This window comes from Segetibacter koreensis DSM 18137 (genome assembly GCF_000374045.1).
Taxonomy (GTDB): Bacteria; Bacteroidota; Bacteroidia; order Chitinophagales; family Chitinophagaceae; genus Segetibacter; species Segetibacter koreensis.
The window spans coordinates 185,806-203,016 of the sequence record NZ_KB893318.1; the positions used below are offsets into that span (position 1 = coordinate 185,806).

A 17,211-nucleotide genomic window follows, 5' to 3' on the forward strand; every position below is an offset into this window, starting at 1 on the left:
TTGTTTGAAAAGAACAACCTCATTTTATTGTGCTTTGTATGGTTATTAATATTTTAAAACGTTTATTTCATTTTCTGATTATTTGATAAACATTAACTGCACATCTCCTTTTTGCTCTTTACTTTCTACCTGTAAATGGTAAAGGCCGCGCGAGGTCATTTCATTTGAAAAATCAAACGTCAGGAATCCTGTGGGCTTTTGTAAAAAAAGTTTTCCTGTAGTCAATTTGCTTCCTGTCACAGACAGCAGAGAGTAAAATAGGTCTCCTTTAATTTTATTAGGAAGTAATACAGTGAAACGAGCTTTATTGCTTGGATTAGGATATGCTTTTAGTACCGTAATCTCAGGAACAGTTATTACTTTTCCTTGTTCTCTTGCCATACGTTGCGCTGTTGTTATAGCTTCATCTCTTACCATAAAGTTTACTGTTAAGGCAGTACCTGCAGTTCCTGCACCCGCGCTTAATGGGTAAGGTGTAGCTTTCAAAGTATAACTTCCAACGGCAGGTGTCCAGGGATTGTAAAGGCCATTTTTATCTCCAAATAGAGCGTAGGGCAAGTATGATTCCGTTTGCGTCTTTGATTGTGGACCACTTAAATTAAATACAACGCTACCTACTTTCGCAGGAGAAGTGTTCGCCCTGATGCTTAGGGTTTTACCTGAAGTAACCAGGTTGATAGCGATGCCGTTATACAATGCTGTTTCTTGTTTTGTGGTAGTATTTACGAGCGTAAAATTAGTAACCTGGAGGGTGCTGTTCGTTCCCGTGCCGCTTAATAAAACCGTTTTGCTACCCGTTAAACCAGAATGTGTCACTACTAGTTTGCCAGTTTGCGCGCCTCCTGTTAATGGTTTAAACCTTACAACGACATTTATGCTTTTTCCCGGAGAAATGGTAAAAGGAAATGGATAAGGAGCGCTGTAAAAAAATGAACCCGAACCACTAATAGCTATTGAGGTTATTATAATGTCCTGATTACTCCCGGTATTAGTTATTGTAAGAGTTTTACTGCACTCAGAATTAATGGGAATTGAGCCGAAGCTTATGCTGGAGTTGCCGGTTAATGGACTTTGGGATAAGGCTGTGCCATTTGGAGTAGTATGTGAATGCTTAAAATAATCTTCCTGTGTTAAAAGTTTAGGAGTCGCACCGCGGTTGCCGGCACCTGCGGGGATATAAATATCCTGGTTACTTACTATCGCTCCGGTCCCATGTCTTCCGGTTTGTAAGTCAGCTAATCTTCTCCATGTTTTCGTTGTAACATCAAGGGCGTGAGTTTCTTTATGAGCTGCTAACTGCAAACCACTCTCGCCGCCAATAACAATAACTTCGTTACCTAGGGCAACATTCGCAGCGCCCGCTCGGGGAATAGGGAGGTTACTGTTGTCGGGTAAAGTAGACCAGGCGCCGGAAGTGAAATCAAAGACGTCGACCTGGGGAATAGTTAATTGAAACGTCTGCCCTGTACTTGCAGAACTTCGTCTACCTCCGGCTACATAAAGCTTATCGCCAATAATAACAACGTTGAAATGATCTCTTGCACGCGGCGCATCTGGCAATTTTCTCCAGGTATTAGTAGCAGGATTATACTCGTCAAACCAATTCACCCATCCAGCCCAATGCCCGTCTTTTATTCCTCCAACCACATAAATTTTATTTTTGTATGCTATTGCCCCTGTTGCACCCCGCTCGCGGCCGGTAGGTATGGACGATCCTGGAAACCATTTATCAGTAATGGGGTTATACACATATACTTTCGTTAACGGTCTTTCATGTGGAAAAGGGCCATTCATTCCTGCGACTATATAAATAAGCCCGTTTAAAGTAACTGCCTGAAAATGATTCATTTCTACTGGCGGCTTTGATTTGTTTGTCCAGGTCTTGTTTGCCGGGTTATATTCTTGCACTGCTGCAATGCCCCTTCCACCCAGCAGATAAAATTTGTCTCCTGCTGCGGCATAAGAATTTTCTTCACGACCAGTAATAGCACCAGAGGTCGAAGTGATAGTTTGCCAACTACCAGTGTCATTTAATACTTTTTGAGCTGCTGTACCTACAGGGAAGATAAAAGAGAGAAATAAGGCAGAAATTGAAAAAGCTAAAGAATACTTTCGATATTGATTTTGTTTCATTTCTGTATTTTTTAATATTCCGGGTAAAGAGTAAAAACTATTGAATTAGTAAAAGGCTCTACCATTTGTTTTTGAATATTGTTCAAAATCTTAGCGAGTTCAGTTCTACATTTCCTGGTGTTAGTTCTTTAATATCTCTACCATTTGTGCTGGACGAGAAGGATAAACAGCGGATGGAGATATTACTAAAAAACTGTTGCGCTGCTGGTTTTAGAAGTCATTGGATTAAAATGCACGTAAGCCACTTGATAAGAAGATGCAAACAGGATAGGACTCACAAACGGGTAAAGAAAATTTTTTCCAGAGAGATTAATGTTTGTATGCCGATCCGCAACCATAGAAATTATTCAAAAACTATTCATTTATCTGCTGTTCACACGTGTCTCACGTCTTGTTGTTACTTGTAACAATAATACTACAAATAATCTACATACACATATTCATTTTTTGATATTTGGTACTTTTTTTCGTATTCATTGCAACTCAGGAACTGAATATAACGGAGAAAGAACTTGACAATATTTACCTGATGTTGGAAAGTTGTGAATGAATAATGGATTACTACTTATGTGTTTTCATGTAAAACTGTATTGAGTAAAAAAGAGTTAGCTTACTTGAATAATAATCGCAGTGCTGAAAAAAAGTAAAAATGTACAAGTGTGCGACGCAAGAATGTTTAATTGGAATACATTTGCCTGCTACCAAAATTATTTATAAAATTTAATGATCATCATCTATCGCTTATTAAGCTTCCTTATTAATTTTATTGCAATAATGCTTGCAATATCTTTATTGTTTAGTATTCCCATGTTATTTTCTTCTCCAATCACCATGCTTTCTGGTTTTATGATGATTGCAGTAATACTTTATTCGTGGTTTAGTTTTGAATTCCGGCAGCGCGTTTTACAACAACATAAAACCGTCAGACATAGTTTAAGAGACTGGGTAAAAGTAAATGGAATTGTAACGCTTATTTTTAGTTTCATGATTTTCATTGGTGTCTTACCACTTCTTCAACATCCTCAATCATTTGCTGATGCACTAAAGGGGATGGGTTTTGATATGCCATTAAAAAGTATGACAAGTTTTTTTTATGGTATGCTCATTTATGCAATAATTCTGGCTATACACATTCTCTGGACATTTGCATTAATTAAAAAGAATGAAGAGTTTTTTCAATAAATTCTTTTTTAAATAGCCACCATTGTGTCGCTTTTCAGTTACTTTATACTATGAAGTCACCTAATGTACCTTTGGCCGAAAGAATGCGTCCCTCTGCATTAGACAATCTTGCAGGACAGCAACATCTTACCGGGAAGGGCAGTATTTTACGTACTGCAATTGAAAATGGAAGTGTTCCCTCCATGATATTGTGGGGGCCGCCGGGGACAGGGAAAACCACAATAGCTAATATAATTGCTCATACATTAAAAGTTCCTTTTTTTCAATTAAGCGCTATCAGCAGTGGCGTAAAAGATGTAAGAGACGTAATAGAACAGGCAAGACAACAGCAAAGAGCCATTTTATTTATTGATGAAATACATCGCTTCAACAAAGGACAGCAAGATGCATTGCTTGGCGCCGTTGAAAAAGGTATAATAACACTTATAGGCGCCACAACAGAAAATCCTTCGTTTGAAGTAAATGCAGCATTGCTAAGCCGCTGCCAGGTATATGTTCTTAAATCATTAAGTAATGAAGAACTGGTTTCTTTATTACAAGAAGTAATGGTTAAAGATGAATGGCTGAGAAACATGTCTATAGACCTGAAAGAAACTGAAGCACTCATTAATATATCAGGGGGAGATGCAAGAAAACTTCTTAACCTGTTTGAACTGGTTGTAAACATAAGCTCAGGAATGCAACCCGGCCAGGTTGTAATAACAGATGATTTGGTAATGCAGGTGGCTCAGAATAAAATAGCGTTGTATGATAAACAAGGGGAGCAGCATTACGATATTATTTCAGCTTTTATAAAAAGCATGAGAGGAAGTGATCCCAATGGAGCGGTGTACTGGCTTGCGCGAATGATAGAAGGGGGAGAAGATGTAAAATTTATAGCGAGGCGAATGCTTATTTTCGCAAGCGAGGATATTGGCAATGCTAACCCCAATGCATTGCTCCTGGCAAATACAACTTTTGACGCTGTTAATAAAATTGGTTACCCTGAAAGCCGTATCATTCTGTCGCAATGTGCCACCTACCTTGCCTCATCAGTTAAAAGTAATGCCTCTTATGAAGCCATAAACCTTGCACAGGCTGCTATAAGTAAATACGGAGATTTACCTGTGCCCATGCATATACGAAATGCCCCCACTCAGTTGATGAAAAACATGGATTATGGCAAAGGCTACAAGTACGCACATTCTTTCCAGGGCAATTTTGCTGACCAGGAGTATTTGCCTTATAAAATTGCTAATACAAAGTTTTATGACCCGGGGATAAATGCAAGAGAAAACGAGTTGCGAAAATATCTAAAAGAAAAATGGGGCGATAAGTATGGATATTGACGATAACGGTTGCACGGAAAGTCACTTTTTTATAAAATTGCAACTATCATAATTTGTATTGTGAAAGCAAATAATAAACTTATTTTATTATTTGCCTAAAACAGCTCACCCCTACACCAAATACAAAATTAGGAATAAGAAATGTGTTGCCGGAGTATTTCAAAAACTTGTAGTCAAAATCCTGGTATCTTTTATTTTATTTTAACCCATTTGGAATTGTTCAATGCTGAAGACCTGTCATTACATACATCTGAAAGTAAAGAAATAGACAATAAATCGCCATTAATTTCAAATTTGTATTTACCTGAGCCTGTACCGTCGCAGTCACTTTGACCATAAATTTTCTGCAAAGTCAGTACAGTATCTTTTATAGCATACGTCATGGTTTCAATATTTGAACCATCGGCTGTGTTGGAAACATCAAGAGTGTCATTCCTATAATTAAATATGACGTCAATCTTATTGTCCGCCTGGATGGTGCCCTTCCATTTTGTGTTTTTTAGTTGTGCGTTTACAGTAACTGATACAAAGGATACCAGGAGAAAGAACATTACTTTTTTCATGTTTACATTTATTTTATAAACTACAATATAACTGGTATTCTTAATAATTGTTTATGAAATATAAAAATATTGAAAACGGTTTTTTCACATCCTTCTCTTTATATAAATCAATAATGATAAATCAGTCTTCCAATTTTTCCCTTTTCCCCTGCAAGAAATACCTGTTTTCCTTTGCTTACCATGCATACATTAAACCCCTCATTGCTCACATTTTTCCATTCCTTTTGTCCATTTATGGCAAAGTCGACACCTGATGGCCCACATGACACTAACATGTTCTTAGAAATAATGCGAATGCAACTACGGTATCCAAAGGGTGCGCTTCCGATGGCAGAGTTCCATGTACGACCCTCATCTTTCGTGTACCTGTAATTGCCTACGCTTTTTGACGGTATTTTATAATCTCCGCCTATACAGTAGATAATTTTTTTCCTGTTTGTAGCCATAGAAAAAACGCCTTCCGTTTCTTTGCCTTGTGCCATTGGTATGTTTACAATTTTGTTCTGTATTCCCCGCTTTGAAACCAGGTATAGGTTACTAACAGCCCCACCTGTAACAAAACCATATTCAAAACCAGGATTATCTAAAAATGAGATATTTGTTCCGCTTGCAGCAAAAATGGCTTCACCTTGATAAGCAGTTGGTACTTCATCAGAAGGAATCTCTTTCCATGAATCACCGCCATCAAAAGTCCTTATTATAAAAAATTTTTTTTTCTCTGTTTGCTCCATACTTATTGGGTCACCAATACAAATGCCTTCGTGTTTATTTTTAAAGTCCATAGCATCAAGAAACATCCCTGGTATCTCACGCTCAAATACTTTTTTCCATGTATTACCTCCGTCAGTTGTCTTTATAATTAATGCAGGATTATCTACCGCCATTGCAATTGCCGTATGACTATCAAAAGCTTCAATATCCCTGAAATCTCTTTTCTCAAAACCAGCAACAATTATCCATTTCCATGTTTTGCCTGCATCCACCGATTTTCCAATTGTGCCGTTGCTGCCACTAACCCAAACTACCGAATCTGATGGAATGCTCATTCCTCTTAAACTTGTATTTTTACCTGATGTTATTACCTCTACACGAACTGTTTCCTGTGATGCGGTGTTAGGTAAGTAAACAAAAATTGAAATAATCAGCATCAAAAGTCTCATCGAAATAACTTATATACATTTTTAGTGGTAATACGACAAATTAACTAATAAGCGGGGAATTACTATAAAATCATACTCTACAAGTGCTTTTTAAAATAAAGTGTGAAAAAATTCGTTGAAAGGTATTTTGCACATTTAACCTGAATTTGTTTAAAACTAAACCTTGTCTTCCTGTTATCCCAATTTATATTTGCATGTTGGAAGAGGAGCGTTGAAGCGGATTATGGAGAATTGATAGTTGTGTTGAAGTGTAACAAATAATTGTAGTTGAATTTCTATAAAGACAATTATGCAAAGGACTTGCTAATCTTTGTGTAGATTTTTTAGCTTTTTTGTTTAAAAATTGTTGGGAGGAGAGATACAGGTACAAGTGAGTGACACAACAATGGTAAATAGTAGCACAAAAGTTCATTACCATAAAAAGTTTTTTGAGAAATAAGATAATTTGAAGATGGCAGAAAAAAATCAGTTGAATGAATACAATGAAGATAGTATTCGCAGCCTCGATTGGCGTGAACATATAAGACTTCGGCCCGGTATGTACATTGGTAAACTGGGAGATGGCAGCAGTCCCGATGATGGCATTTATGTGTTGATTAAAGAGGTAATGGATAATTGTATTGACGAATTTACCATGGGTTATGGCAAAAATGTAGAACTTACCATTGCTGAAAAATCGGTGACTGTAAGAGATTATGGACGTGGAATTCCTTTAGGCAAAGTGGTAGACGTTGTTAGTAAAATAAATACGGGCGCCAAGTACGACAGTAAAGCGTTTCAAAAAAGTGTGGGTTTAAACGGGGTTGGTACCAAAGCGGTAAATGCATTAAGCACGTATTTTAAGGTAACTGCTTTTCGTGAAGGCCGGCAAAAAACGGCTGAGTTTCAGAATGGCGTTTTGTTAAAGGAATATAAAGAAAAGGATACAGATGAATCGAATGGCACGCTGGTAACATTTAATCCTGATGAAACTGTTTTTAAGAATTTTCATTTTATAAATGATTACATAGAAAACCAGATTTGGAATTATTGTTATTTGAATGCCGGGCTGGTTATTAACTATAACGGAAAAAGATATGTAAGCAAAAACGGTTTGTTTGATTTGCTTCAACGCCGTACCAATGCAGATGAAATTCGTTATCCTATTATTCATTTGAAAGGTGAAGATGTTGAAATTGCTTTGACCCATAATAACGATTATGGAGAGGATTTGTATTCCTTTGTCAATGGGCAATACACTACACAGGGAGGCACACACCAGCAGGCATTCAGAGAGGCGTTTGTAAAAGTTATTCGTGATTTTTACAAAAAAGATTATGAAGCTGCAGATATACGTGGTAGCATTGCCGCAGCCATTTCCGTACGGGTGCAGGAGCCTGTTTTTGAAAGCCAGACTAAAACAAAACTAGGTTCCTTGACAATGTTTGAAGGGGGCCCAACGATGCGCAACTTCATGCAGGATTTTTTAGGTAAAGAACTTGACAATTACCTTCATAAAAACCCTCAAACTGCCGACGCACTGCGCAAACGTATTGAGCAAAGCGAACGGGAGAGAAAGGAGTTGGCTGGCATTAAAAAGCTTGCTAATGAGCGTGCAAAAAAAGCAAACCTTCACAATAAAAAGTTACGCGATTGTAAGTTTCACTATAACGATGAAATTGAAGGAAAAAATAAAGAGGAGATTTTAGAAAAGCGAAACCAGACAACTGTATTTATAACAGAGGGAGATAGTGCCAGCGGCTCCATTACAAAAAGCCGCAGGGTAGACACTCAGGCTGTTTTCAGCCTTCGTGGAAAACCTCTAAACTGCTATGGACTAACAAAAAAGGTTGTGTATGAGAATGAAGAGTTTAACCTGTTGCAACACGCGTTAAATATTGAAGATGGTCTTGAAGGACTTAGGTATAACAATATAGTACTTGCTACCGATGCTGACGTTGACGGGATGCATATACGCCTGTTGATGCTTACATTCTTTTTGCAATTCTTTCCCGATTTAGTTAAAAATGGTCACCTGCATATTTTAGAAACGCCATTGTTTAGGGTAAGAGATAAAAAAGAAACCATTTATTGTTATGACGAAACCGAAAAGCAGGAAGCAATAAAAAAGCTTGGTGGTAAACCCGAAATAACACGGTTTAAAGGATTGGGCGAGATAAGCCCTGAAGAGTTTGCCCGTTTTATTGGAGATGATATAAAACTTCAACCGGTGCTGCTGCAGCCTGAAACGCATATTCAGCAATTGCTTGAGTATTATATGGGTAAGAACACGATGCAACGGCAAGAGTTTATTATTGATAATTTAAAAATTGAATTAGATCTTACAGAAGAGGTAGAACATGATATTGAAGAGGCAAAAGCCGAAGCGATAGCAGAACACGTATCAGCGGAAGTGGCTGCCTAGAGGCGACGCGCAAATTATGAGAATGAGTTGTTATTAACCTTTGAATTTCCATTGGGATGAAATGCAGCTGTCTGAATTAGTGGATTTTCTAACTGTAGTGGTAAGAAAAAGAAGAAATGAAATTGATTTATTAATTGTTAAAGAAACTAAAGATTTGAGGCAGAATTATAAATAATTCTTTATTTTAGTATCAATAGATGGATAATCTTTTAATTTTTCCACAATTTTTTTAAAGTTTTCCACGTTTTTTTCTATTTTTATTTATATACACTTATCTTTGCGCTCCCAAAAATAGTATGTCTAAACAAGCACTGATTAAACAAGATGGTTCTATAGTTGAAGCCCTTTCAAATGCAATGTTCAGGGTTAAGTTGGAAAATGGTCATGAGATCATTGCTACCATTAGTGGGAAAATGAGAATGAACTATATAAGAATTCTTCCTGGAGATAAAGTGGGAGTGGAAATGAGTCCTTATGATTTAAGCAGAGGCAGAATAATATTCCGTTATAAATAGAGCGGATACTGTTCACAATTATATAATAAGGTTAAAGACTTAGAACAATAAATAAACTGTAAACGCTTAAGGCTTGGAGCAAACTGGTTGCAGCATTAAGAAAAAAACTGAATTATGAAAGTAAGAGCATCTATTAAAAAACGAAGTGCAGATTGCAAGATTGTCAGAAGAAAGGGCAAGCTTTATATTGTAAACAAAAAGAATCCTCGGTATAAGCAACGCCAAGGGTAAACCACACCGTTAGCGGGGAACAATCAAAAAAAACCGATTAAATAAAAAATAAAAAATTCTCCACCTCATGTAAGGTAGGGGTTTCAAATTTAAAATATGGCTCGTATTGCCGGTATAGATTTACCAAAAAATAAAAGAGGCGAAATTGGACTTACTTATATTTATGGTATAGGTCGCTCTACTGCTCAGTATATACTTGATAAAGCTGGTATAGACATAAATAAAAAAGTAAACCAGTGGAATGACCAGGAGCAAACCGATATCCGTAATATTATAACCAACGAGATAAAGGTAGAGGGAGCTTTGAGAAGTGAAGTTCAAATGAGCATTAAAAGGTTAATGGACATTGCTTCCTACCGTGGCCTTCGTCATCGTAAAGGCTTGCCTTTGCGTGGTCAACGCACCCGTACGAATAGCCGTACAAGAAAAGGTAAGCGTAAAACAGTTGCCGGTAAAAAGAAAGCACCTAAGAAATAACAACTGCAACTATGAAAATTTAGGATTGCGAATTCCAACTTTTTATAAGGGAATTTGGAATCTTAAATTTTCAATTTTGTATATATACCCGCCCCGGATCTTTTATTACTTTGTAAAAGGGAGGGGCATAATTAAAACAGAAGATTACCTCAAAAAAGAATCATGGCTAAAGCACAACAAAAACAAGACAGCGCAAAGGCCGCTGCGAAAAAAAGAATAGTAAAAGTAGACGCTTATGGTGATGCTCACATCAATGCTACTTTTAACAACATCATCATTAGTCTTACCAACAAAAATGGCCAGGTTATCAGCTGGGGCAGCGCAGGTAAGATGGGTTTCAGAGGTTCTAAAAAGAATACTCCTTACGCAGCGCAATTAGCGGCACAGGATGCAGCTAAAGTAGCACTGGACGCAGGTTTGAAAAGGGTAGATGTATATGTAAAAGGTCCTGGGTCAGGCAGAGAAGGTGCAATTCGCGCACTTGCTAATTCAGGCCTTGAAGTGACGATGATAAAAGACGTAACTCCTTTGCCTCACAACGGTTGTCGTCCTCCTAAGAAGCGTAGGGTATAGAAGAAGAAATCTAGAATTAAATTATAATTCGTTGTTGAAATAAATATTTATAAAGCTGGTGCAGCTCGAATTTTAAGATTTTTAAATGAACTGCATCGGGAACAAAAAAATCTGTAAAAAAGTAACATAATGGCAAGGTACACTGGTCCCAAGACCAAGATTTCAAGAATTTTCGGTGAGCCGATTTTAGGTAACGGAAAGTGGTTGACGAAAAACAGCAACCCTCCAGGTATACATGGAGCCCAGCGCAAGCGTAAAACATTGGGTGAGTATGCTACACAGTTAAAAGAAAAGCAGAAAGCTAAATACACATACGGCGTTTTGGAAAAACAATTTCGTAACACATTTACAGAAGCTGCCCGTCGTAAAGGTGTAACAGGTGAAAACCTTATTAAACTATTGGAAGCGCGTCTTGACAATACAATATACCGTTTAGGCATTGCTATAAGCCGTCCTGCTGCAAGGCAGTTAGTTTCTCATAAACATGTTACCGTTAATGGTTTCGTAGTTAACGTTCCTTCTTTTCAATTGCAACCTGGTGATATAATCGGTTTGAAAGAAAAGAGTGCTGGTAATACAGCAGTAACCAGCAATATTCGTGGTAAAAATCAAAAGTTTAGCTGGTTAGACTGGAATGAGACCGAACTAAAAGGAACATTCATAGCGTATCCGGAAAGAGAAAGTGTTCCTGAAAATATAAGGGAACAACTAATTGTGGAATTATATAGTAAGTAAGGTGGGCGGTGAGTGATGATGCGTGTAAGTTTTTGAAAGTCTTAGCTCACAATTGATACTTAGAATTCACAAATAATTAAATCAAATAAATAGTCAATATTAAATGGCCATATTAAATTTTCAGAAACCCGACAAAATCGTATTACAAAAAGCTAATGATTTTGAGGCACAGTTTGAATTTCGTCCATTGGAACCTGGTTACGGCCTTACCATTGGAAATGCACTTCGGAGAGTGCTGTTGAGTTCGCTGGAGGGTTATGCCATTGTGGGAATTAAAATTGAAGGTGCAGAGCATGAATTTGCAACATTGAAAGGGGTTACAGAAGATGTAACAGAAATTATTTTAAACTTGAAGCAAGTACGCTTTAAGAAAAAAGTTGATAGTGAAATTAATACAGAAAAAGTAACGTTGAGCATTAAAAATCAAACTGAGTTTACTGCCGGAATGATTGGTGATGCTACACAAGCTTTTGAAGTGATGAATCCAATGTTGCTTCTTTGTACGATGGACAGCAGTTCTAAACTTGATATTGAAATAACAATCGGTAAAGGACGGGGATATATACCTGCAGAAGATAACAGGGTAAAAGATTCAGTTTTCGGATATATACCTATTGACAGTATTCACACGCCAATTAAAAATGTAAAGTACACCATAGAAAATACCCGTGTTGAACAAAGAACTGACTTTGAAAAACTGGTTATGGAAGTACAAACAGACGGTACCATTCATCCGGAAGAAGCCGTAAAACAAGCTTCCCGTATTTTGATACAGCACCTGATGATCATAACTGACGAAAACATAACTTTCGACAGCAAAGAAGAGAAAAAAGAAGATCTTGTAGATGAGCAGACATTACAGCTTCGCAAGGTGCTTAAGACTCCATTGGAAGATCTTGACCTATCTGTTCGTGCTTTTAATTGCTTAAAAGCTGCAAAAATCAATAGTTTAAGCGAACTGGTACAGTATGAGCAGGAGGATCTGATGAAGTTTAGAAATTTTGGACAGAAATCGTTAAGTGAGATAGAACAAGTGTTGAATGAAAGAGGTCTAGGCTTCGGAATGGATCTTGGTAAGTTAGGTGTTGATAAGGATGATTATTAATCTAAAAAATGTGAACAGGTGTTATTTCTAACAATTAGAAAAGCACCTCTCTAAAAATTTCTAAAATTATAAAGATAGGGTTGTAATTCCTGACACGGTACAACCCATAAAACAACAAGTCATGCGTCACGGAGACAAAATTAACAATCTGGGCCGTAAAGCAAGCCATCGCTCTGCTTTGCTTAGTAACCTGGCCTCTCAGTTGATCGCTAATAAGCGTATCACTACAACATTAGCCAAAGCCAAAGCTTTAAGAACTTATGTTGAGCCTCTTATTACGAAGGCTAAAGAAAATACAACGCACCAGCGTCGTATCGTTTTTAGCTATTTACAGGATAAAGAAGCGATCAAGGAATTATTTGATGTAGTTCGTCTGAAAGTAGAAGGCCGCCCTGGTGGATATACACGTATCATTAAGTTAGGAACTCGTGTAGGTGATAATGCTGAGTTAGCACTTATTGAGTTAGTTGATTACAATGATGTGTATGGTAAAGGAACTGCGGCTCAAGAGGAAACTGCAGGAAAAAGAACACGTCGTGCAGGACGCAGAAGAAGTGGGGCTGCAGCAACAGCAACAGCGCCGGAGGCAGGTACAGAAGCTACTTCTGCTACAGAACTTCCTGCTGCCACTGACGCAACAGCAGATGAAGCTGTTATTAACAACAACACTGAGCAACAAAATCAGCCTGCTGAATAATGATCGCAATTTAAAAATAACGAAAGGCAAGGTTTTTATTAACCTTGCCTTTTTTATTGTTAGAAAGTTTTATGATAATCTTTTTGTGTATAATGATAATTTTGCCCTTTGAAAATAAGAGGGGTCATTTGTTTCAAACTATTGGAGCTCTTACGTATTTAATTAGTATATCCTTTATATAAATAACACGAGGAATAAATAAGATGAATAAACAACCGACTGCAATTTTACTTTTATCAGATGGAACGGTGTTTTACGGTAAGTCTTTTGGTAAAAGAGGCACAGCCACTGGTGAAATTTGTTTTAATACCGGTATGACTGGTTACCAGGAAGTTTTTACTGATCCTAGTTACTACGGGCAGATTGTAATTATGAACAATGTGCATGTAGGTAACTACGGAGTCAAGGATACAGATGTTGAAAGCGCAACCGTAAAAATACAGGGACTAATTGGTCGAAATCTTGAGGAATTATATAGCAGGAAACAGGCAAAAGGTTCGTTAGAGACCTATTTAAATGATAATGGCATAGTTAGTATTGAAGATATTGATACAAGAGTATTAGTCGAACATATTCGTAATGCAGGTGCAATGAATTGTATTATTTCTTCTGAAATCACTGAGGTCGAGCAGTTGAAAGCTGAATTAGCAAAAGTGCCTAGCATGAAGGGTTTGGAGCTTGCTTCAAAAGTCTCTACAAATGAGGCGTACGAAGTGGGTAATGCTGACTCTCAGATAAAAATTGCTGTAGTAGATTATGGTGTGAAATCTAATATTTTAAAGTGTATGACAGACAGGGGAGCGCATGTAAAGGTTTTCCCTGCTACCGCTACCGTCTCTGAAATGAAAACTTTCAATCCAAGCGGCTACTTCATTTCCAATGGTCCTGGTGATCCCGGTGCAATGGGTTATGCGGTAGACACTTTAAAAGAAATTCTCCAAGAAAATAAACCTGTTTTTGGCATTTGTCTTGGACACCAGTTATTAGCTTTAGCCCACAATATTCCTACCTATAAAATGCATCACGGGCACAGGGGGTTAAATCATCCTGTTAAAAACGTGATTTCCGGTAAATGTGAGATAACTACTCAAAATCACGGTTTTGGCGTTGATCCAGAGGCTGTAAAAAATAATCCTGATATTGAGATAACCCACGTAAACCTTAATGATAACAGCATAGAAGGAATTAGAGTAAAAGGTAAAAAAGCTTTTAGTGTTCAATATCATCCCGAAAGTTTCCCGGGCCCACATGACAGCAGGTACCTGTTTGATGAGTTTATAGAAATGGTAAAATAACTGATATTCAAACCTTGCCTAAAGGTGGGGAGGTTAGAACACATAACCTATTTATAATAATATTTACGATTATCATTTGAAAGTTTTTTGAAAAAGAATTTAAAGTCCATCTTCGGAGGATAAGGGTATGAAAATAGCAATTATTAATGGGCCAAATTTGAACTTGCTTGGCAAACGCGAGCCGGAAGTTTATGGTAATAAAGATTTTGAGCAATATTTTAAAGAGTTACAAAACAATTTTTCGGAAATAAAATTTTCCTACTATCAAAGTAATGTAGAGGGAGAGTTGATCAATAAACTCCAGGAATACGGATTTGAATACAACGGTATAATTATAAACCCCGGTGGTTATACACATACTTCGGTTGCCATTGGCGACGCCATTGCGGCCATTACAGCACCTGTTATTGAAGTTCATATCAGTAACGTTGCTGCCAGGGAAGAATTTAGGAAAATAAGCCATGTATCAGCAAAGTGTAAAGGCACAATAAGCGGCCTGGGATTAAAGGGATATGAACTGGCTATACGCAGTTTCTTAAGTAGTTGATTTAATAGTTCGTTGATTAAGGTAAAAGCATCGATTTCTTTGCTAATAAATGCACCTCGTCGGCAGGATCTGAAGCTATGTCACAACTAGGTCAGGACCAGCCTCTATTGTGAATAAGTTTCTGATCCTGCTTTTTAAGTAAGTGCTACCCGCTGCTAAAACGTCTTTCAATTGGTATCCATTGACGTTATTCATATTTTAACACGTTATTCCTTAAAATCTCCTTTAATCATTTTAATTTACAAGGTAAAATAGACTTATGAAGTGGTTGTTTTTTTCCTTCTTTTTTATATCCTTTGCCGCATCTTCTCAATGGAAAAGTTACCGGCTGACAAATAGTGGGGACACCATTAATTGTGTTGATAAAAACGATTTAAAGCAAGGCAGATGGTCTGTTAAAGTAGATGGCGTGAGAGGCGAGCCAGGGTACGAAGAGGAAGGTGTATATAAAGATGGAAAAAAGGAAGGTGTATGGAGAGTCTACACGTCTATGGGAGATTTGTATGCCGTTGAAAGATATCGTTGGGGTAATAAGGACGGTAAAAGCGACTATTATAGTATTTCAGGTCCGGTGAGGGAAGAGAGCTGGAAAGCAGTAAATCCTGCTAATCCATATGATACAGTAGATGTAGTAGACCCGGTTGATCCAACCAAAGTAGAAAGGAGAGTGGTTAAAATTGAAGGCAGCTCAGTAAAGCATGGAACATGGAAATATTTTGACAATGCAACTGGTTTAATTACCAGGACAGAAAATTATTTTTTGGATAAGCTGGAAGATCCCTCAAAGATAAAAACCGGTATTAATGGAGATATTTCCTTATCTGATTCAACAACTGCCAAAGAAAGAAGTCCTTCGAAGGTAGTACCAAAAGAAGTGCTGGAATTTGAAAAGAAGGTTGGCAAAAAGAAAGTCAAAGTAATTGATGGCTCGACTTATTAATTTAATAGTTAGAGCCTTCGTTAAGGTATTCTTTAGCTCACTACTTCTCAAATTCTTCTCCGGTTTATTTCTTTATGAAATTTTTCCCGTTGCAAAGTATTGTTTGAAAAACAACAATTGATAGCGTAAAGCATTATTCCAGTAATCCCAGTCATGTTTGCCAGGTCTTTCGGTGTAAGTATGCGGGATTTTTAGTTGCAGCATTTTTTCGTGTGTCCGTCTGTTCATATTGATATAAGTATCCGCAATGCCGCAGTCAAAAAGAATGGCTAAAGAGTCTTTGGGATATTTCTCAATAATATTTATCACAGACCAATCATAGTAATATTGTTTGTTCGTGATGGTATCACCTAATCTTTTTTCAACATCCAGTCCGCGAATTTGTTGAAAGTTGCTAATATCTAAAACCCCACTCATGCTTCCGCACGCACCAAAAGTCTCTGAGTGCTTAAAGCCAATAAATAATCCCCCATGCCCGCCCATGCTTAAGCCCGTAATCGCTCTTGCTTTACGGTCTTTTACAGTATGATAAACAGAGTCAATGTAAGCTGGTATCTCTACGCCAATATTTGTTTCATAATGCATGGTCAAGTCAACAGGACTATCAAAATACCAACTGCTAAAAGAACCATCTGGACATACAATCATCATTTTATTTTCATCTGAAAGTTTTTGCATTTCAGGATCCTTGATTACCCAATCACTATAATTGCCGCTGTAACCATGCAGCAGGTAAACGACAGGATAACGGTGATTAGATTTTTTATAATCCGAAGGAGTTATTACAACGCACTTTACATTTTTAAACATACTGGAGCTGTAAATGCTAACAGTGTCTATTGCAGCAAAAGTGCTGAAAAAAGTAAAAATGAAAATAAATAATAAGAAAGTTCTTTTCATATAGAGGCATTAAAACTTATGCGATAAAGATAAAGATAAGGTAGAAGACGATAAATAATGATTATAGGAATTTTTTAAACAGGTAGATTTACTTCATCTTACTAAACAGAAAATAAATTTTAAAACTCTTCTTATTGCACCCTTAATTTTACTAATCTGTAAATGATAAAAAATATATAGAAATAGGCCTTTAAATACTCCAATACTAAAACTAATAATATTAGCAATATCAGTAACTTAGCTAAAATTTATAGTTAATTATGTTTAAAGGTACTGACATTTTGGAGTTTGCAAGGCATTTTGATACCAAGGAAAAGTGTTTAAAATATCTGAGTTGTTTAAAATGGCAAAAGGAATTTACTTGCTTAAAGTGTGGCAATACATCCTGGAGTAAGACAGGTCTGGAGCATATACGGCGTTGTAATA

General features: G+C 37.1%; 17 protein-coding genes. 13 read left to right on the plus strand and 4 right to left on the minus strand.

Annotated elements, in window-relative coordinates:
* Positions 1-78 precede the first annotated feature (78 nt).
* A complete protein-coding gene (locus B154_RS30590; protein WP_018612863.1) occupies positions 79-2,133 on the minus strand; it encodes a Kelch repeat-containing protein in 2,055 nt (684 codons plus the stop codon).
* A 774-nt stretch (positions 2,134-2,907) separates the two neighbouring features.
* Between B154_RS30590 and B154_RS0106950 the strand changes: the two genes are divergently transcribed.
* A complete protein-coding gene (locus B154_RS0106950) occupies positions 2,908-3,315 on the plus strand; it encodes a hypothetical protein (RefSeq protein ID WP_157580533.1) in 408 nt (135 codons plus the stop codon).
* 50 nt (positions 3,316-3,365) lie between these two features.
* Positions 3,366-4,643 (plus strand): replication-associated recombination protein A, encoded by a 1,278-nt coding sequence (locus tag B154_RS0106955; RefSeq protein ID WP_018612871.1) that lies wholly within the window; start codon positions 3,366-3,368, stop codon positions 4,641-4,643.
* 191 nt (positions 4,644-4,834) lie between these two features.
* Here B154_RS0106955 and B154_RS30595 read toward each other — a convergent pair whose 3' ends face one another.
* Positions 4,835-5,206, minus strand: a complete 372-nt coding sequence (locus B154_RS30595) for a hypothetical protein (RefSeq protein WP_018612872.1) — start codon at positions 5,204-5,206, stop codon at positions 4,835-4,837.
* 107 nt (positions 5,207-5,313) lie between these two features.
* Complete coding sequence (locus B154_RS0106965; protein WP_157580536.1) at positions 5,314-6,366, minus strand: WD40/YVTN/BNR-like repeat-containing protein; 1,053 nt, start codon at positions 6,364-6,366, stop codon at positions 5,314-5,316.
* A 451-nt stretch (positions 6,367-6,817) separates the two neighbouring features.
* Between B154_RS0106965 and B154_RS0106970 the strand changes: the two genes are divergently transcribed.
* From B154_RS0106970 to B154_RS0107020, 11 genes are all read left to right on the plus strand, one after another.
* Positions 6,818-8,770, plus strand: a complete 1,953-nt coding sequence (locus tag B154_RS0106970; RefSeq protein ID WP_018612874.1) for a DNA topoisomerase IV subunit B — start codon at positions 6,818-6,820, stop codon at positions 8,768-8,770.
* Positions 8,771-9,066: 296 nt separating this feature from the next.
* Positions 9,067-9,285, plus strand: a complete 219-nt coding sequence (gene infA, locus B154_RS0106975; protein ID WP_018612876.1) for a translation initiation factor IF-1 — start codon at positions 9,067-9,069, stop codon at positions 9,283-9,285.
* 114 nt (positions 9,286-9,399) lie between these two features.
* Positions 9,400-9,516: a 50S ribosomal protein L36 gene (rpmJ, locus tag B154_RS0106980; protein WP_018612877.1), complete on the plus strand. Its 117-nt coding sequence runs from the start codon at positions 9,400-9,402 to the stop codon at positions 9,514-9,516.
* Positions 9,517-9,612: 96 nt separating this feature from the next.
* Positions 9,613-9,993, plus strand: a complete 381-nt coding sequence (gene rpsM, locus B154_RS0106985; RefSeq protein WP_018612878.1) for a 30S ribosomal protein S13 — start codon at positions 9,613-9,615, stop codon at positions 9,991-9,993.
* A gap of 162 nt (positions 9,994-10,155) precedes the next feature.
* On the plus strand, positions 10,156-10,566 hold the full coding sequence (gene rpsK, locus B154_RS0106990; protein WP_018612880.1) for a 30S ribosomal protein S11: 411 nt from the start codon (positions 10,156-10,158) through the stop codon (positions 10,564-10,566).
* A gap of 129 nt (positions 10,567-10,695) precedes the next feature.
* Positions 10,696-11,301 carry a 30S ribosomal protein S4 gene (gene rpsD / locus B154_RS0106995; RefSeq protein ID WP_018612882.1) on the plus strand — a complete coding sequence of 202 codons (606 nt, stop codon included), beginning with the start codon at positions 10,696-10,698 and terminating at the stop codon, positions 11,299-11,301.
* A gap of 103 nt (positions 11,302-11,404) precedes the next feature.
* On the plus strand, positions 11,405-12,406 hold the full coding sequence (locus B154_RS0107000; protein WP_018612883.1) for a DNA-directed RNA polymerase subunit alpha: 1,002 nt from the start codon (positions 11,405-11,407) through the stop codon (positions 12,404-12,406).
* A gap of 121 nt (positions 12,407-12,527) precedes the next feature.
* Positions 12,528-13,103, plus strand: coding sequence for a 50S ribosomal protein L17 (rplQ, locus tag B154_RS0107005; protein ID WP_018612884.1), 576 nt, complete (start codon positions 12,528-12,530; stop codon positions 13,101-13,103).
* A gap of 203 nt (positions 13,104-13,306) precedes the next feature.
* A complete protein-coding gene (carA, locus tag B154_RS0107010) occupies positions 13,307-14,398 on the plus strand; it encodes a glutamine-hydrolyzing carbamoyl-phosphate synthase small subunit (protein WP_018612885.1) in 1,092 nt (363 codons plus the stop codon).
* A gap of 127 nt (positions 14,399-14,525) precedes the next feature.
* Positions 14,526-14,945: a type II 3-dehydroquinate dehydratase gene (gene aroQ / locus B154_RS0107015; protein ID WP_018612886.1), complete on the plus strand. Its 420-nt coding sequence runs from the start codon at positions 14,526-14,528 to the stop codon at positions 14,943-14,945.
* A 259-nt stretch (positions 14,946-15,204) separates the two neighbouring features.
* The gene (locus B154_RS0107020; protein WP_018612887.1) at positions 15,205-15,885 is read left to right on the plus strand and encodes a toxin-antitoxin system YwqK family antitoxin; all 681 of its coding nucleotides are present in this window, start codon (positions 15,205-15,207) and stop codon (positions 15,883-15,885) included.
* A gap of 72 nt (positions 15,886-15,957) precedes the next feature.
* Here B154_RS0107020 and B154_RS0107025 read toward each other — a convergent pair whose 3' ends face one another.
* Positions 15,958-16,785, minus strand: a complete 828-nt coding sequence (locus B154_RS0107025; protein WP_018612888.1) for an alpha/beta hydrolase — start codon at positions 16,783-16,785, stop codon at positions 15,958-15,960.
* Between the last annotated feature and the right edge of the window lie 426 nt (positions 16,786-17,211).

Excerpts from the sequence above, each read along its gene's own strand:
- B154_RS30590 (WP_018612863.1), bottom strand. The coding sequence starts at position 2,133 with ATGAAACAAAATCAATATCGAAAGTATTCTTTAGCTTTTTCAATTTCT.
- B154_RS0106950 (WP_157580533.1), top strand. The coding sequence starts at position 2,908 with ATGCTTGCAATATCTTTATTGTTTAGTATTCCCATGTTATTTTCTTCT.
- B154_RS0106955 (WP_018612871.1), top strand. The coding sequence starts at position 3,366 with ATGAAGTCACCTAATGTACCTTTGGCCGAAAGAATGCGTCCCTCTGCA.
- B154_RS30595 (WP_018612872.1), bottom strand. The coding sequence starts at position 5,206 with ATGAAAAAAGTAATGTTCTTTCTCCTGGTATCCTTTGTATCAGTTACT.
- B154_RS0106965 (WP_157580536.1), bottom strand. The coding sequence starts at position 6,366 with ATGAGACTTTTGATGCTGATTATTTCAATTTTTGTTTACTTACCTAAC.
- B154_RS0106970 (WP_018612874.1), top strand. The coding sequence starts at position 6,818 with ATGGCAGAAAAAAATCAGTTGAATGAATACAATGAAGATAGTATTCGC.
- infA (WP_018612876.1), top strand. The coding sequence starts at position 9,067 with ATGTCTAAACAAGCACTGATTAAACAAGATGGTTCTATAGTTGAAGCC.
- rpmJ (WP_018612877.1), top strand. The coding sequence starts at position 9,400 with ATGAAAGTAAGAGCATCTATTAAAAAACGAAGTGCAGATTGCAAGATT.
- rpsM (WP_018612878.1), top strand. The coding sequence starts at position 9,613 with ATGGCTCGTATTGCCGGTATAGATTTACCAAAAAATAAAAGAGGCGAA.
- rpsK (WP_018612880.1), top strand. The coding sequence starts at position 10,156 with ATGGCTAAAGCACAACAAAAACAAGACAGCGCAAAGGCCGCTGCGAAA.
- rpsD (WP_018612882.1), top strand. The coding sequence starts at position 10,696 with ATGGCAAGGTACACTGGTCCCAAGACCAAGATTTCAAGAATTTTCGGT.
- B154_RS0107000 (WP_018612883.1), top strand. The coding sequence starts at position 11,405 with ATGGCCATATTAAATTTTCAGAAACCCGACAAAATCGTATTACAAAAA.
- rplQ (WP_018612884.1), top strand. The coding sequence starts at position 12,528 with ATGCGTCACGGAGACAAAATTAACAATCTGGGCCGTAAAGCAAGCCAT.
- carA (WP_018612885.1), top strand. The coding sequence starts at position 13,307 with ATGAATAAACAACCGACTGCAATTTTACTTTTATCAGATGGAACGGTG.
- aroQ (WP_018612886.1), top strand. The coding sequence starts at position 14,526 with ATGAAAATAGCAATTATTAATGGGCCAAATTTGAACTTGCTTGGCAAA.
- B154_RS0107020 (WP_018612887.1), top strand. The coding sequence starts at position 15,205 with ATGAAGTGGTTGTTTTTTTCCTTCTTTTTTATATCCTTTGCCGCATCT.
- B154_RS0107025 (WP_018612888.1), bottom strand. The coding sequence starts at position 16,785 with ATGAAAAGAACTTTCTTATTATTTATTTTCATTTTTACTTTTTTCAGC.